At 64.3% G+C, this 14,449-nt stretch carries 10 protein-coding genes; all 10 read left to right on the forward strand.

Features of this window, described 5'->3' with window-relative positions; genetic code table 11:
* Positions 1–47: 47 nt before the first annotated feature.
* The 10 genes from C8C98_RS09885 to C8C98_RS09930 all read left to right on the forward strand — a co-directional run bounded on the left by C8C98_RS09885 (position 48) and on the right by C8C98_RS09930 (position 14,392).
* A complete protein-coding gene (locus C8C98_RS09885) occupies positions 48–1,988 on the forward strand; it encodes a type IV pili methyl-accepting chemotaxis transducer N-terminal domain-containing protein (RefSeq protein WP_121454114.1) in 1,941 nt (646 codons plus the stop codon).
* Positions 1,985–2,701, forward strand: coding sequence for a response regulator (locus tag C8C98_RS09890; RefSeq protein ID WP_121454115.1), 717 nt, complete (start codon positions 1,985–1,987; stop codon positions 2,699–2,701). The genes C8C98_RS09885 and C8C98_RS09890 overlap by 4 nt, the downstream gene beginning before the upstream one ends.
* Before the next feature lie 301 nt (positions 2,702–3,002).
* The gene (locus C8C98_RS09895; RefSeq protein ID WP_121454116.1) at positions 3,003–4,292 is read left to right on the forward strand and encodes a nitrate/nitrite transporter; all 1,290 of its coding nucleotides are present in this window, start codon (positions 3,003–3,005) and stop codon (positions 4,290–4,292) included.
* Positions 4,293–4,311: 19 nt separating this feature from the next.
* Complete coding sequence (locus C8C98_RS09900) at positions 4,312–5,721, forward strand: NarK family nitrate/nitrite MFS transporter (RefSeq protein ID WP_121454117.1); 1,410 nt, start codon at positions 4,312–4,314, stop codon at positions 5,719–5,721.
* Between the two features lie 48 nt (positions 5,722–5,769).
* A complete protein-coding gene (locus C8C98_RS09905) occupies positions 5,770–9,573 on the forward strand; it encodes a nitrate reductase subunit alpha (protein WP_121454118.1) in 3,804 nt (1,267 codons plus the stop codon).
* A 23-nt stretch (positions 9,574–9,596) separates the two neighbouring features.
* Entirely contained in the window at positions 9,597–11,120 is a 1,524-nt protein-coding gene (gene narH / locus C8C98_RS09910) for a nitrate reductase subunit beta (RefSeq protein WP_121454119.1), read from the forward strand.
* 159 nt (positions 11,121–11,279) lie between these two features.
* A complete protein-coding gene (narJ, locus tag C8C98_RS09915; RefSeq protein ID WP_121456172.1) occupies positions 11,280–11,981 on the forward strand; it encodes a nitrate reductase molybdenum cofactor assembly chaperone in 702 nt (233 codons plus the stop codon).
* Positions 11,978–12,709: a respiratory nitrate reductase subunit gamma gene (narI, locus tag C8C98_RS09920; protein WP_121454120.1), complete on the forward strand. Its 732-nt coding sequence runs from the start codon at positions 11,978–11,980 to the stop codon at positions 12,707–12,709. The genes narJ and narI overlap by 4 nt, the downstream gene beginning before the upstream one ends.
* A gap of 190 nt (positions 12,710–12,899) precedes the next feature.
* The gene (locus C8C98_RS09925; protein ID WP_121456173.1) at positions 12,900–13,685 is read left to right on the forward strand and encodes a peptidylprolyl isomerase; all 786 of its coding nucleotides are present in this window, start codon (positions 12,900–12,902) and stop codon (positions 13,683–13,685) included.
* Between the two features lie 32 nt (positions 13,686–13,717).
* Positions 13,718–14,392 (forward strand): carbonic anhydrase, encoded by a 675-nt coding sequence (locus C8C98_RS09930; protein WP_121454121.1) that lies wholly within the window; start codon positions 13,718–13,720, stop codon positions 14,390–14,392.
* Positions 14,393–14,449 lie beyond the last annotated feature (57 nt).

Below are 14,449 nucleotides of genomic sequence, written 5' to 3' on the forward strand. Positions count from 1 at the left end.
TTGACTTGGGTCAAGAGTCCCCAAGGGGGCATGCTTACACTGCGGCGATGCGAACCTCTCCATCCTTGACCGCAAAGCTGCTGGCGCTGGGGGCCGGCTTCTTGTTGGTGGCCCTGGGCTCCATAGGCCTCACCCTGTGGGTGACCTGGAAACTGGAGGGCGGTGCCGCCGCAGTGAACGAGGCGGGGCGCCTGCGCATGAACATGCTGCGCATGGTGCTGGTGCTGCAGACGGAACCCGTGCAAGCCGTGCAACAGCGCGCCAAAGAGTTTGACGCCAGCCTGGAGCTGCTGCGCACCGGTGACCCGGCCCGCCCTTTGTTTGTGCCCTGGGGCGACGAGACGCGCCCCAGGTTTGAGGCCATCCGCACGGAATGGACCAGCCTGCACCGCCAGTGGACGCAGGAGCCCCGCCCGGACCGGGTGCAGGCGCTGGCGCAGGCCGACCACTTTGTGGCACAGGTGGACCAGTTTGTGGAGACCATCGAGGTACAAATTTCAGGGTGGACGGCTGCTCTGCATTTGTTTCAGCTGTGCATGATGGCACTGGCGATAGCGGCGGCCGTGACCTTCATGGCGGTGAGTTACCTGCTGGTGATCAACCCGGTAGCACGGCTGCAAAATGCCCAGGCCCGCTTGCGCCAGGGGGATCTGGGCGCGCGACTACCCATCGAGTCCGATGACGAATTCGGCCAGCTGTCTGCGGGGTTCAACCTCATGGCCCACGCGCTGCAGGCCTCGCACGAGGGGCTGGAGCAAAAAGTGCAAGAAAAGACGGCCAGCATTGCCGTGCAAAACCAGCGGCTGGCCGCGTTGTACGAGGTCAGCGCACTGGCCTCGGATGCTGGCAGCCTGCAGGCGTTGGCCAACGGCTTTGTGCGCCAGATCCGGCGCGTGGCCGGGGCCGATGCGGTGGCCGTGCGCTGGTCGGACGAAGCCAACGAGCGCTATGTGCTGCTGGCCAACGATGGGCTGCCCAAAGCCATGGCCGAGCAAGAGCATTGCCTGCACACCGGCGCTTGCCACTGCGGCCAGCCACAGGAAAAAGCGCGCACCCGCGTCATCCCCATCACACCCACATCGGCCGTCGCTTTGCCCCACTGCCGCGAGGCCGGGTTTGAGACCATGGTCACCATCCCCGTGCAAATGCAGCAGCGCGTGCTGGGCGAGGTGGACCTGTTCTTTCGCTCCCCGGTGGTGCTGAACGACGAGCTGCGCGAGTTGCTGGAGGCCATGACGCGCCACCTGGCCAGCGCCATGGAAGGCCTGCGTGCCACGGCCCTGGAGCGCGAGGCCGCTGTGGCGCAAGAGCGCAGCATGATTGCGCGCGAACTGCACGACTCCATCGCCCAGTCGCTGGCTTTCCTGAAAATACAGACCCAGCTGCTGCGCGATGCGGTGACCAAGGGCGACACCACCAAGCGCGATCGCAGCATTGACGAGCTGGATGTGGGCGTGCGCGAGTGCTACAGCGACGTGCGTGAGCTGCTGGTGCACTTTCGCACCCGCACCAGCGAGGAGGACATTGAAACCGCGCTGCGTGCCACGCTGTCCAAGTTTGAGCACCAGACGGGCATGGCTGCCACGCTCGCCATGTCGGGCCACGGCCTGCCGCTGCCGCCCGATGTGCAGATCCAGGTGCTGCACATGGTGCAGGAAGCCTTGTCCAACGTGCGCAAGCATGCCAACGCCAGCCGGGTGGCATTGCGCGTGGAGCGCCACCCCCGCTGGCGCTTTGAAGTGCAGGACGACGGCATCGGCTTTGAAGCCGCGCAGGTGCCGCCCGATTCGGTGCATGTGGGGTTGGGCATCATGCGCGAGCGCGCACAGCGCATCGGTGCCGTGGTGCAAGTACATTCACAGGCTGGCCAGGGCACGCGCGTGTGCATTGAGCTGCCCAGCAGCCCGCGCCCACCCGCCCCAGTGGCGACGCCTGCCCCGGCATTGGTGCCCGCTGCGCCCGCTGTACACCAGGAGCTTTTGACGTGACCCTTGCCGCTGCTGACCGCCCCTTGACCCTGTTTGTGGTGGACGATCACACCCTGTTTCGCCGGGGCCTGATTGCCTTGTTGGGGCAGGATGCGGGGCTGGAGGTGGTGGGGGAAGCGGGCGATGCGGCCGAAGCCCTGCGCCTGGTGCCGCGCCTGCAGCCCGACGTGATCCTGCTGGACAACCACCTGCCTGGCGTGATGGGCGTGGACGCCATTCGCGGCCTGCGCGAGGTGTCCCCGCACTCGCGGGTGCTCATGCTCACTGTCAGCGAGGATTCGCAGGACCTCGCCACCGCCCTGCGCAATGGCGCGCAAGGCTATCTGCTCAAGACCATCGATGGCGACCTGCTGGCGCAGGCCATCCGCCGCGCAGCGCGCGGTGAGCCCGTGGTCAGCCCCGAACTCATGGGCAAGCTGGTTGCTGCCTTTCAGGCCCAGGGCGCTCCTGTGATGGATGCGGCGCCGCGCACCGCCGTGACTGAAGCGCCGCCGGCTGTCGGCGAGGAGACTGGTTCGCCCTTGTCCCCCCGCGAGGAGGATGTTCTGCGTGAAATCGCCCGCGGCCTGAGCAACAAGGAAATTGCCCGCGCCCTCGACATCGCCGAGACCACGGTCAAGATCCATGTGCAACACATCCTGCGCAAGCTGGGGTTGACCTCACGCGTGCAGGCAGCGGTGTATGCCTCAGACCGGCAGCGTGCCGACTACTGAAAATAGGTTCTGAGGCCTGCGCTCCAGGCCTTGTTTTGTTTGCAATTGAATTGATAGCGGCCTGCGCTTCCTTGACGGGAGTTGCAGGCTTTTTTGTTTTGCAAATCCCGTGGATAAAGCGCTAGCTGCTATCGTTTTTGATGTTGTGGGTGTGTCTTGTCTTTGGGCATAGTCCTTTCGGACGATGCCGCCCGGCGCGGCGATAGTTCTTCTGCCGTCCTCCGGCTGGTCTAGCGAAGGATGTGCAAAGCAGGCTTGTCGCGCGACCATTCCTCTCATACCCAAAGAGAGGAATCGCGCCATGGCACAAGCCAATTTGCCCACGGGCAACAGCCCCCAGCGCACCCGTCAAGCCTGGTCGGTACTGATCGTTAGTACCTTTGCCTTCACGGTCTGCTTCATGGTCTGGATGATGTTCGGCGTCATCGGGATCCCCATCAAAAAGATGCTCAACCTGAACTCCACGCAGTTCGGGTTGCTCATGTCCATGCCCGTGCTCACGGGCTCGTTGGTGCGGGTGCCGCTGGGCATCTGGACCGACAAGTTCGGCGGCCGCATCGTGATGGCCGCTGTGATGGCCACCACCGTGCCCGCCATCTGGATGATGAGCTACGCCACCGAATACTGGCACTTCCTCACCATCGGCCTGTTCGTGGGCTTGGCGGGGGGCTCGTTCTCTGTGGGCACGCCGTATGTAGCGCGCTGGTTCCCCAGGGAGCGTCAGGGCACGGCCATGGGCGTGTACGGCGCGGGCAACTCGGGTGCGGCCGTCAACAAGTTTGTGGCCCCGGTGCTGCTGGTGGCCTTTGGCTGGACCATGGTGCCGCAGGTGTACGCGGCCATCATGCTGGGCACCCTGGTGCTGTTCTTGTGCTTCAGCTACAGCGACCCGGCCCACCTGGTGCCCAGCAACGTCAAGTTCACCGACCAGCTCAAGGCGCTGAAGGACCCCAAGGTGCTCAAGTACTGCCAGTACTACAGCATCGTGTTCGGCGGCTACGTGGCGCTGTCGCTGTGGATGGTGCAGTACTACGTGGGCGAGTTCGGCCTGGACATTCGTGTGGCGGCACTGCTGGCCGCCTGCTTTTCGCTGCCCGGCGGCGTTCTGCGCGCCATCGGCGGCATGCTGAGCGACAAGTACGGCGCCCACAGCGTGACCTGGTGGGTGATGTGGGTGAGCTGGATCTGCCTGTTCCTGCTGAGCTATCCGCAGACCGACTTCACCATCCTCACCGTCAACGGCGCCAAGACCTTCCACCTGGGTCTGAATGTGTATGTGTTCACCGGTCTCATGTTCCTGCTGGGCATCTGCTGGGCCTTTGGCAAGGCCAGCGTCTTCAAGTACATCAGCGACGACTACCCGCAAAACATCGGCGCCATCAGCGGCATCGTGGGTCTGGCCGGTGGCATGGGCGGCTTCATCCTGCCCATTCTGTTTGGCGCGCTGATGGACCTCACGGGCATCCGCTCCAGCGCTTTCATGTTGATGTACGGCGTGGTGTGGGTCTCCCTCATCTGGATGTACTTCACCGAAGTGCGCAACACCCGCGTCATGGGCGCACAAGGTGCCGCCCAAGCCGGTAACCGCTGATTTTTCTAGGAACCTCACCATGTCTGCCACCACCACCAGCGGGCGCCAGGGGCGTCTGCTCACCCTCTGGACACCCGAGGACAAGAATTTCTGGGAGCGCGAAGGCGAAGCCGTCGCCAAGCTCAACCTGTGGATCTCGGTGCCCGCGCTGTTCTTGGCCTTTGCCATCTGGCAGGTCTGGAGCGTGGTCGCCGTGAGCCTGCCGGGCCTCGGGTTCAAGTATTCGACCAACCAGCTGTTCTGGCTGGCCGCAGCGCCCGCGCTCTCGGGCGCCACGCTGCGCATCTTCTACTCGTTCATGGTGCCGCTGGTCGGTGGCCGCCGCTGGACGGCGATCTCCACCGCTTCTCTGCTGATCCCCGCCATCGGCATCGGCTTTGCGGTGCAGGACAACACCACGGCCTACCCCACCATGCTCATCCTGGCGCTGCTGTGCGGCCTGGGCGGCGGCAACTTCAGCTCTAGCATGGCCAACATCAGCTTCTTCTTCCCGAAGGAGCGCAAGGGCTCGGCGCTGGGCGTGAATGCCGGCCTGGGTAACCTGGGCGTGTCGGTGGTGCAGTTCCTGAGCCCGCTGGTCGTCACAGCCGGCATCTTCGGTATCTTTGGTGGCGAAGGCCAGACCATTGTGAAGAACGGCCAGACCGTGCAGGTCTGGACGCAGAACGCCGCCTTCATCTGGGTGCCATGGATCGCAGTCACCGCGCTGGCCGCCTGGTTTGGCATGAACGATATTGCCGACGCGCGCGCCTCGTTCGCTGCGCAGGCCGCCATCTTCAAGCGCAAGCACAACTGGCTGATGTGCGTGCTGTACCTGGGCACCTTCGGCTCGTTCATTGGCTATGCCGCAGGCTTCCCGCTGCTCATCAAGAGCCAGTTTCCCAACATCAACCCCCTGGCCTATGCCTGGTTGGGCCCGCTGGTGGGCGCTGTGATTCGCCCCTTTGGTGGCTGGCTGGCAGACAAGCTCGGCGGCGCACGCGTCACGCTGTGGAACTTCATCGTCATGGCCATCGCCGTGATGGGCGTCACGGTGTTCCTGCCATCCGCAGGCAACGAAGGGCAGTTCTCTGGCTTCTTCGTGTGCTTCCTGGTGCTGTTCCTCACCACCGGCATTGGCAATGGTTCCACCTTCCGCATGATCCCTGTGATCTTCCTGACCGAGGCCCTGCGCGGCGTGGACAAGCACGACCCTGCTGCCCTGGCCCAGGCCAACAAGGAAGGCAACACCCTGGGTGCCGCCACGCTCGGCTTCACGGCCGCCATGGCCGCCTACGGCGGGTTCTTCATTCCCAAGAGCTATGGCAGCTCCATCGCCCTGACGGGCACCCCCAATGCCGCGCTGTGGTGCTTTGCAGTCTTCTATGCCGTCTGCATCGTCGTCACCTGGTGGTACTACGCGCGCAAGAACGCCGAGATGCCTTGCTGATGGCCGCCTGAGCCGTCCGCACACCCCCTATAGAACAAGGAGCCCCCGATGAGCCATTTTCTGGATCGCCTCACGTACTTCTCGCAGCCCCGCGAGACCTTCGCCCAAGGCCACGGCGAAACCAACGGCGAAGACCGTACCTGGGAAGACGCCTACCGCGACCGCTGGGCGCACGACAAGATCGTGCGCTCCACCCACGGCGTGAACTGCACGGGCTCCTGCTCGTGGAAGATTTACGTCAAGGGCGGCATCGTGACCTGGGAAACCCAGCAGACCGACTACCCCCGCACCCGGCCCGACCTGCCCAACCACGAACCCCGTGGCTGCGCACGCGGCGCCAGCTACAGCTGGTACCTGTACAGCGCCAACCGCGTGAAGTACCCCATGGTGCGCGGCCGCCTGCTCAAGCACTGGCGCGCCGCCATCGCCCTGGCCAAGAGCCCGGTGGACGCCTGGGCCAGCATCGTCGAGAACGATGCCTCCAAGCGCGAATGGCAAAAGCAGCGCGGCCTGGGCGGCTTTGTGCGCAGCACCTGGGAAGAAGTCAACCAGATGATCGCTGCGGCCAATGTCTACACGATCAAGAAGCACGGTCCTGACCGCATCATCGGCTTCTCGCCCATCCCGGCGATGTCGATGATTTCGTACGCCGCTGGCAGCCGCTACCTGAGCCTGATCGGCGGCGTGTGCATGAGTTTTTACGACTGGTACTGCGACCTGCCTCCCAGCAGCCCGCAGACCTGGGGCGAGCAGACCGACGTGCCCGAATCGGCCGACTGGTACAACAGCTCGTACATCATTGCCTGGGGCTCCAACGTGCCCCAGACGCGCACGCCTGACGCCCACTTTTTGACAGAGGTGCGCTACAAGGGCACCAAGGTCGTTTCCATCACGCCCGACTATTCCGAAGTGGCCAAGCTGGGCGACCTGTGGATGCACCCCAAGCAGGGCACCGACGCTGCCGTTGCCATGGCCATGGGCCACGTCATCCTCAAGGAGTTCTACTTCAAGGACGGCGGCAAGGGCCGCAGCACCTACTTCGATGACTACGCGCGCCGCTACACCGATCTGCCGCTCTTGGTGGTGCTCAAGGAAAAGACACTGCCCGATGGCCGCACGGTGATGGTGCCCGACCGCTATGTGCGCGCCAGCGACTTCCCCGGCCAGCTTGACCAGTCCAACAACCCCGACTGGAAGACCGTGGGCTACGACGAGCTGGGCCAGGTCACGCTGCCCAACGGCTCCATTGGTTTCCGCTGGGGTGCCGATGGCCGCGCCGACCAGGGCCTTTGGAACCTGGAGAACAAGGAAGCCCGCACGGGCAACACCGTCAAGCTTAAGCTGTCGGTGATCGAAGATGGCGAGCAGGCCCACGACATTGCCGATGTCGCTTTCCCGTACTTTGGCGGAGTGGCAACGCCCAACTTCACGGCCAACGAACAAGGTGGCGACGTGATGGTGCGCCGCGTGCCGGTGTCCCACCTGGAGCTGGCCGGGCACGAAGCCCAAGGCAAGGTGATGGTCGCCACCGTGTTCGACCTGTTGGCGGGCAACTATGGCATTGACCGGGGCCTGCCCGGTGAAGAGCCCGGCGGCAGCTACGACGCCGACCGCCCTTACACCCCTGCCTGGCAGGAAAAGATCACGGGCGTGCCGCGCGACCAGATCATCACCGTGGCGCGCCAGTTCGCCGACAACGCCGACAAGACGCATGGCAAGTCCATGGTCATCATCGGCGCGGCGATGAACCACTGGTACCACTGCGACATGAACTACCGCGGCATCATCAACATGCTGATGCTGTGCGGCTGTATTGGCCAGAGCGGTGGCGGCTGGGCGCACTATGTGGGCCAGGAAAAGCTGCGGCCCCAGACCGGCTGGACGGCACTGGCCTTTGCGCTGGACTGGATCCGCCCGCCCCGCCAGATGAACAGCACGAGCTTCTTCTACGCCCACACCGACCAGTGGCGCTACGAGAAGCTGGGCATGGAAGAGGTCCTCTCGCCGCTGGCCGACAAGAAGGCTTACCACGGCGCGCAGATCGACTACAACGTGCGCGCCGAGCGCATGGGCTGGCTGCCATCGGCCCCCCAGCTCAAGACCAACCCGATGCAGGTGGCCAAAGATGCTGCGGCGAAGGGCATGGATGCCAAGGACTACGTCGTCAAGTCGCTCAAGGACGGCAGCCTCGCGATGAGCTGCGAGGACCCGGACCATCCCGACAACTGGCCGCGCAACATGTTTGTGTGGCGCTCCAACATCCTAGGCAGTTCGGGCAAGGGGCATGAATACTTCCTCAAGCACCTGCTGGGCACCACCCACGGCGTGCAGGGCAAGGATTTGGGCAAAGACGAAGCCAAGCCCGAAGAAGTGCAGTGGCACACCAACGCACCTGAAGGAAAGCTGGACCTGCTGGTCACGCTCGACTTCCGCATGAGCACCACCTGCCTGTACTCCGACATCGTGTTGCCCACGGCCACCTGGTATGAGAAGAACGACCTCAACACCAGCGACATGCACCCCTTCATCCATCCGCTGTCCACAGCGGTGGACCCTGCCTGGCAGGCCAAGAGCGACTGGGAGATCTACAAGGGTTTCGCCAAGGCCGTGAGCGAGGTCAGCGTGGGCCATCTGGGCGTCGAGAAGGACGTGGTGCTCACGCCCATCATGCACGACACCCCCGGTGAAATGGCCCAGCCTTATGGCGTGCGCGACTGGAAGAAGGGCGAGTGCGAACTCATCCCCGGCAAGACCGCGCCGCAGGTCACCGTGGTCGAGCGCGACTACCCCAACCTGTACAAGCGCTTCACCGCCCTGGGCCCCTTGATGGACAAGGCCGGCAACGGCGGCAAGGGCATCGGCTGGAACACGCAGACCGAAGTCGGCCAGCTGGGCGACCTGAACGGCCGCGTGAAGGAAGAGGGCGTGACGCAGGGCATGCCCCGCATCGTGACCGACATTGACGCCACCGAAGTGGTGATGATGCTGGCCCCCGAAACCAATGGCCACGTAGCCTGCAAGGCCTGGGAAGCCCTGGGCAAGCAGACCGGGCGCGACCATGTGCACCTGGCGCTGCACCGCGAGGACGAGAAGATCCGCTTCCGCGACATCCAGGCGCAGCCGCGCAAGATCATCAGCTCACCCACCTGGTCCGGACTGGAAAGCGAGAAGGTCAGCTACAACGCGGGCTACACCAATGTGCACGAGTACATCCCATGGCGCACCCTCACGGGCCGCCAGCAGTTCTATCAGGACCACCCGTGGATGCGTGACTTCGGCGAAGGCTTTGTGAGCTACCGCCCACCGGTGCACCTGAAGACGCTGCACGAAGTCGAAGGCAAGAAGCCCAATGGCAACAAAGAGATCCAGCTGAACTTCATCACGCCGCACCAGAAGTGGGGCATCCACAGCACGTACAGCGACAACCTGATGATGCTCACGCTGAACCGGGGGGGCTCGGTGGTGTGGCTGAGCGAAGACGACGCCAAGGTCGCTGGCATCGTGGACAACGACTGGGTTGAACTCTTCAACGCCAACGGCGCCATTGCGGCCCGCGCGGTGGTGAGCCAGCGTGTGAACCCCGGCATGGTGATGATGTACCACTCGCAAGAGAAGATCATCAACACCCCCGGCTCCGAGATCACCGGCACCCGTGGCGGTATCCACAACTCGGTCACGCGCATCGTGCTCAAGCCCACCCACATGATTGGTGGCTACGCACAGTACAGCTACGGCTTCAACTACTACGGAACCATCGGCACCAACCGCGACGAGTTCGTGCTGGTGCGCAAGATGGACCGCGTGGACTGGCTTGACGACGAGCCCGTTTCCAGCACGGCAGCCCACGCCTGAAGCCGAAGACAAGGAGAAACACGATGAAAATTCGCGCACAAATCGGCATGGTGCTGAACCTGGACAAGTGCATTGGTTGCCACACCTGTTCCGTCACCTGCAAGAACGTCTGGACCAGCCGCCCCGGGGTGGAATACGCCTGGTTCAACAACGTCGAGACCAAGCCCGGCATCGGCTACCCCAAGGAATGGGAAAACCAGGATAGGTGGAACGGTGGCTGGGTACGCAACCCGGACGGCTCCATCGCGCCCCGCCAGGGCGGCAAGTGGAAGCTGCTCATGCGCATCTTCGCCAACCCCAACCTGCCGCAGATCGACGACTACTACGAGCCGTTCACGTTCGACTACGACCACCTGCAGTCGGCCCCTGAAAGCAAGGCCGCACCCACGGCCCGCCCGCGCAGCCTGATCACCGGCAAGCGCATGGAGAAGATCGAGTGGGGCCCGAACTGGGAAGAAATCCTAGGCGGCGAGTTCAGCAAGCGCAGCAAGGACAAGAACTTCGACGATGTGCAAAAGGACATCTACGGCCAGTTCGAGAACACCTTCATGATGTACCTGCCGCGCCTGTGCGAGCACTGCCTGAACCCGGCGTGCGTGGCATCGTGCCCCAGCGGCTCGATCTACAAGCGCGAGGAAGACGGCATCGTGTTGATCGACCAGGACAAGTGCCGTGGCTGGCGCATGTGCGTCAGCGGCTGCCCCTACAAGAAGATTTACTACAACTGGCAATCGGGCAAGGCCGAGAAGTGCATCTTCTGCTACCCCCGCATCGAGGCGGGCCAGCCCACCGTGTGCTCGGAAACCTGCGTGGGCCGCATTCGTTACCTGGGCGTGCTGCTGTATGACGCAGACCGCATCCAGGAAGCCGCCAGCGTGGAGCGCGACCGCGACCTGTACCAGGCCCAGCTCGACATCTTCCTGGACCCGAATGACCCCCATGTCATCAAGCAAGCCCGCATCGACGGCATCCCGGACAGCTGGATGGACGCCGCCCGCAACAGCCCGGTCTACAAGATGGCCGTGCAATGGAAGGTGGCCCTGCCGCTGCACCCCGAGTACCGCACGCTGCCCATGGTCTGGTATGTGCCTCCGCTCTCGCCCATCACGGCCGCCGCCAACGCAGGCCATGTGGGCGTGAATGGCGACATCCCCGATGTGTCGCAGCTGCGCATCCCCGTGCAGTACCTGGCCAACCTGCTCACCGCCGGTGATACCGGCCCCGTGGTGCGGGCGCTGGAGCGCATGCTGGCCATGCGCACCTACCAGCGCGACAAGCATGTGGAGCAGCGCCAGAACCTGGCCGTGCTCAAGCAAGCGGGCCTGTCGATGGCCGAGGTGGAGGAGATGTACCACGTGATGGCGATTGCCAATTACGAGGACCGCTTCGTCATCCCATCGGCCCACCGTGAATACGCCGAAAACGCGTTCGACATCCGTGGCGGCTGCGGCTTCTCGTTTGGAAACGGCTGCTCGGACGGCGCCACCGAGACCAGCATGTTCGGTGGCAAGAAGCCGCGGACCATTCCCATCAAAGCCACGGTATGAAACACCCCCTGAGTCGCTTCGCGCCTTCCCCCTCCAGGGGGACGACGGCCTTTGCTGCGGGGCGGCCCTTGCTGGCCGTCCTCGCGATACCACTGCGCCAGTCTCATTCGCCTCAGTTCACAACTGGCGCAATGGGCCACTGAAAACAAGGAAACCACCATGTTCAAGAAGAACCCGACCTCTGTGCGCCTGACCCTGCGCGCCCTGGGCTACCTGCTGAGCTACCCCGATGCGCAACTGCGCAGCGTGATGCTGCAGCTCATCGACGCGCTGCAGGTGGAGCAGGCCCTGACCACCGAACGCATGGCCGAGCTCGAAGCCGTGTGCCAGCACCTTGCAGCACTCGACCCGCTGGAAGCCGAAGCCCGCTACGTGGACAACTTCGACCGGGGCCGCCAGACCTCTCTGCACCTGTTCGAGCATGTGCACGGCGACTCGCGCGACCGCGGCCCGGCGCTCATCGACCTGATGCAGACCTATGAAAAGGCCGGCCTGCAATTCCAGGCCGACGAGCTGCCCGACCACCTGCCGGTGGTGCTGGAGTTCGCCTCCACCCAGCCGCCCGAAGTGGCCAAGGAGTTCCTGGGCGAAATGGCCCACATCCTCAATGCACTGTTCAGCGCACTGGTCGCGCGCAACAGCCCCTACGCCAGCGTGATCGCAGCCGTGCTCGAAGTGTCGGGCCAGCGTGTGCAGTCGGTGGCGCTCACCCCCGAGCCCGAGATGGACGAGGTGTGGGCCGAGCCCGAAGCGTTTGGGGGTTGCAGCACCCAGGGCCAGGCCAAGCCTGACCAGCCGCAGCCCATGCATTTTGTTCGTACCCCCCGCGCCGAGCGGGCACCAGAAGGAGTCTCAGCATGACCACCTGGCTCGATACCCTGTTGTTTGGCATCTATCCCTACATTTGCCTGGCCGTTTTCTTCATTGGCAGCTGGGCGCGGTTTGACCGCGACCAGTACACCTGGAAGAGCGACTCGTCGCAGCTGCTGCGCACCGGCAGCCTGCGCTGGGGCAGCAACCTGTTCCACATCGGCGTGCTGTTCCTGTTCTTCGGCCACACCGTGGGCATGCTCACGCCGCACTTTCTGTATGAGCATTTCATGAGCGCGGGTGCAAAGCAGCTCATGGCTATGGTCTCTGGTGGCATTGCGGGCACGCTGGGCTTCATCGGCCTGTCCATCCTGCTGCACCGCCGCCTGTCGGATGAGCGCATCCGCGCCACGTCCAAGGTCAGCGACATCCTGATTCTGGTGCTGCTGTGGCTGCAACTGGCGCTGGGCCTGGCCACCATCCCTCTGTCCGCACAGCATCTGGACGGCTCCATGATGATGAAGCTGGCCGAGTGGGGCCAGCGCGTGGTGACCTTCCGCAGTGGGGGGGTGGAGCTGCTGGCCGAAGCCGGTTGGATCTTCAAGGCCCACATGTTCCTGGGCATGAGCATCTTCCTGATCTTCCCGTTCACCCGCCTGGTGCACGTGTGGAGCGGCTTTGGCACGCTGGCCTATGTGCTGCGTCCCTACCAGGTGGTGCGTGCGCGCCGCTTGAACCTGCCCGCAGGCCACATGCAGTCGCAAGACCGCCGTGCCTGAAACCCACCTATCCAAGGAGTACACCATGAGCGGATGTGGAACCGGGAGCTGCGGCTGCAGCTCCACCGATAGCAGCGCTGCGGCCACGGCCAGCACGCTGACCCCTACGCAGACAGCGGCCTACGAGGCCCTGGTGGCAACGATGGCCGATGCGCCCCAGCAAGCCACCCAGGCAGCACAAGCTGGCGCCATGGGGGGCATGGGCTCGGTGGTGGCCGAGATGGCACGCATCAATGGCGTGGCCCTCAACGCCCCGCACGAGTTGCTGGACGAAGAGGCCCTGCGCCAGCGCGCATGTACCGAGCTGCTGCGCCAGGCGGCGCAACAGGCGGGTCTGCTGCCCGCGAGCGATGTGCCGGGCGTCGAGGGGGCCATCAGCGTCCAGGCCTCCAATGCCATTGAGCAGTTGCTGGAGCGTGAGTTGGACCTCCCTGATCCTTCAGAAGAAGCCTGCCGCCGTTACCACGACGCCCACCCTGCGGCACACGCCCAGGGGGAGCGTGCGCAACTGCGCCATGTGCTGTTTGCCGTGACGCCGGGCGTGGATGTGAAGCAGCTGCGCCTGCGGGCCGAGGCCTTGCTCATCGAACTGCGCTGCGCGGACGATGGCGGCGCCCAGTTTGCCAAGGCAGCCGCCCAGTGGTCCAACTGCCCCAGTGGCCAGCAGGGCGGCGACCTGGGCTGGCTCACCCGCGCCGATTGCGCCCCCGAGTTCGCCCGCGAGGTGTTTGGCGGCGCCGAGATCGGTGTGCTGGCGCGCCTGGTGCACAGCCGCTTTGGCCTGCATGTGGTGGAGGTGGTGGCCCGCGACCCCGGGCAGCAGCCCTCGTTTGAGGAAGTGCGCCAGGCCATCGCGCTCACCCTGCGCCAACAGGCCTGGGTGAACGCGCTGCGCCAATATCTGCAACTGCTGGCAGGCGCGGCCGTGGTGGAAGGTGTGTCGCTCGACGCTGCAGAGTCACCGCTGGTTCAGTAGCTGTAACTGGCGTCACGAACTGCAAAAACTGTATGCCCGATGAACTGCTAGCCCGGCTGCGGCGCTTCCACGACGACGCGTTTCCGCAATACCGGCAAACCTTCCAGACCCTGGTCGATGAGGGGCAGCACCCGACCACGCTGTTCATCGGGTGCTCGGACTCGCGCCTGGTGCCTTACCTGCTGACGGGCGCCGGGCCGGGCGAGCTGTTTCTGGTGCGCAATGTGGGTGCGTTCATCCCGCCGTATGACGGATCGCACGGGCACCACGGGACCACCGCGGCGATCGAATTCGCCGTGCTCAATCTGCAGGTGCGCCGCATCATCGTGTGCGGCCACAGTCACTGTGGGGCTATCAAGGCCATGTATGGTGAGGTCTCGCCCGAGGCCCCCAATCTCAACCGTTGGCTGGACCTGGGGCGCGAGGCCTTGCTGCCCGTGCAGCCGGGCCCCGAGGCGCTGCGCCGCACGGAGCAGCGTGCCGTGGTGCTTCAGCTCGAACGCCTGATGGAGTACCCCATGGTGCGCAGCCGTGTGCAGAGTGGCCAGATCAGCCTGCACGGCTGGCACTACGTGATCGAAGACGGTGAAGTCCACGTCTTTGATGTGCAGACGGGTGGTTTCGTGCCGGCATCACGGGCTGACAACAGTGGCACTGGTCCCTACCACCCCTACGTGGAGCACGATGGTCAGGTGCTGCTGGATTAGGGATTGCCGTCTTCGCAGGTTGCGCGCAAAGGCAGGTCTCTGCCTTGAAGCCTTCTT

Origin of the sequence: Acidovorax sp. 106 (assembly GCF_003663825.1) — a bacterium.
Lineage (GTDB): Bacteria > Pseudomonadota > Gammaproteobacteria > Burkholderiales > Burkholderiaceae_C > Acidovorax.

Bases quoted from the DNA above. Each gene is read 5' to 3' on its own strand.
- C8C98_RS09885 (WP_121454114.1), top strand. From the start codon at position 48: ATGCGAACCTCTCCATCCTTGACCGCAAAGCTGCTGGCGCTGGGGGCC.
- C8C98_RS09895 (WP_121454116.1), top strand. From the start codon at position 3,003: ATGGCACAAGCCAATTTGCCCACGGGCAACAGCCCCCAGCGCACCCGT.
- C8C98_RS09900 (WP_121454117.1), top strand. From the start codon at position 4,312: ATGTCTGCCACCACCACCAGCGGGCGCCAGGGGCGTCTGCTCACCCTC.
- C8C98_RS09905 (WP_121454118.1), top strand. From the start codon at position 5,770: ATGAGCCATTTTCTGGATCGCCTCACGTACTTCTCGCAGCCCCGCGAG.
- narH (WP_121454119.1), top strand. From the start codon at position 9,597: ATGAAAATTCGCGCACAAATCGGCATGGTGCTGAACCTGGACAAGTGC.
- narJ (WP_121456172.1), top strand. From the start codon at position 11,280: ATGTTCAAGAAGAACCCGACCTCTGTGCGCCTGACCCTGCGCGCCCTG.
- narI (WP_121454120.1), top strand. From the start codon at position 11,978: ATGACCACCTGGCTCGATACCCTGTTGTTTGGCATCTATCCCTACATT.
- C8C98_RS09925 (WP_121456173.1), top strand. From the start codon at position 12,900: ATGGGGGGCATGGGCTCGGTGGTGGCCGAGATGGCACGCATCAATGGC.
- C8C98_RS09930 (WP_121454121.1), top strand. From the start codon at position 13,718: ATGCCCGATGAACTGCTAGCCCGGCTGCGGCGCTTCCACGACGACGCG.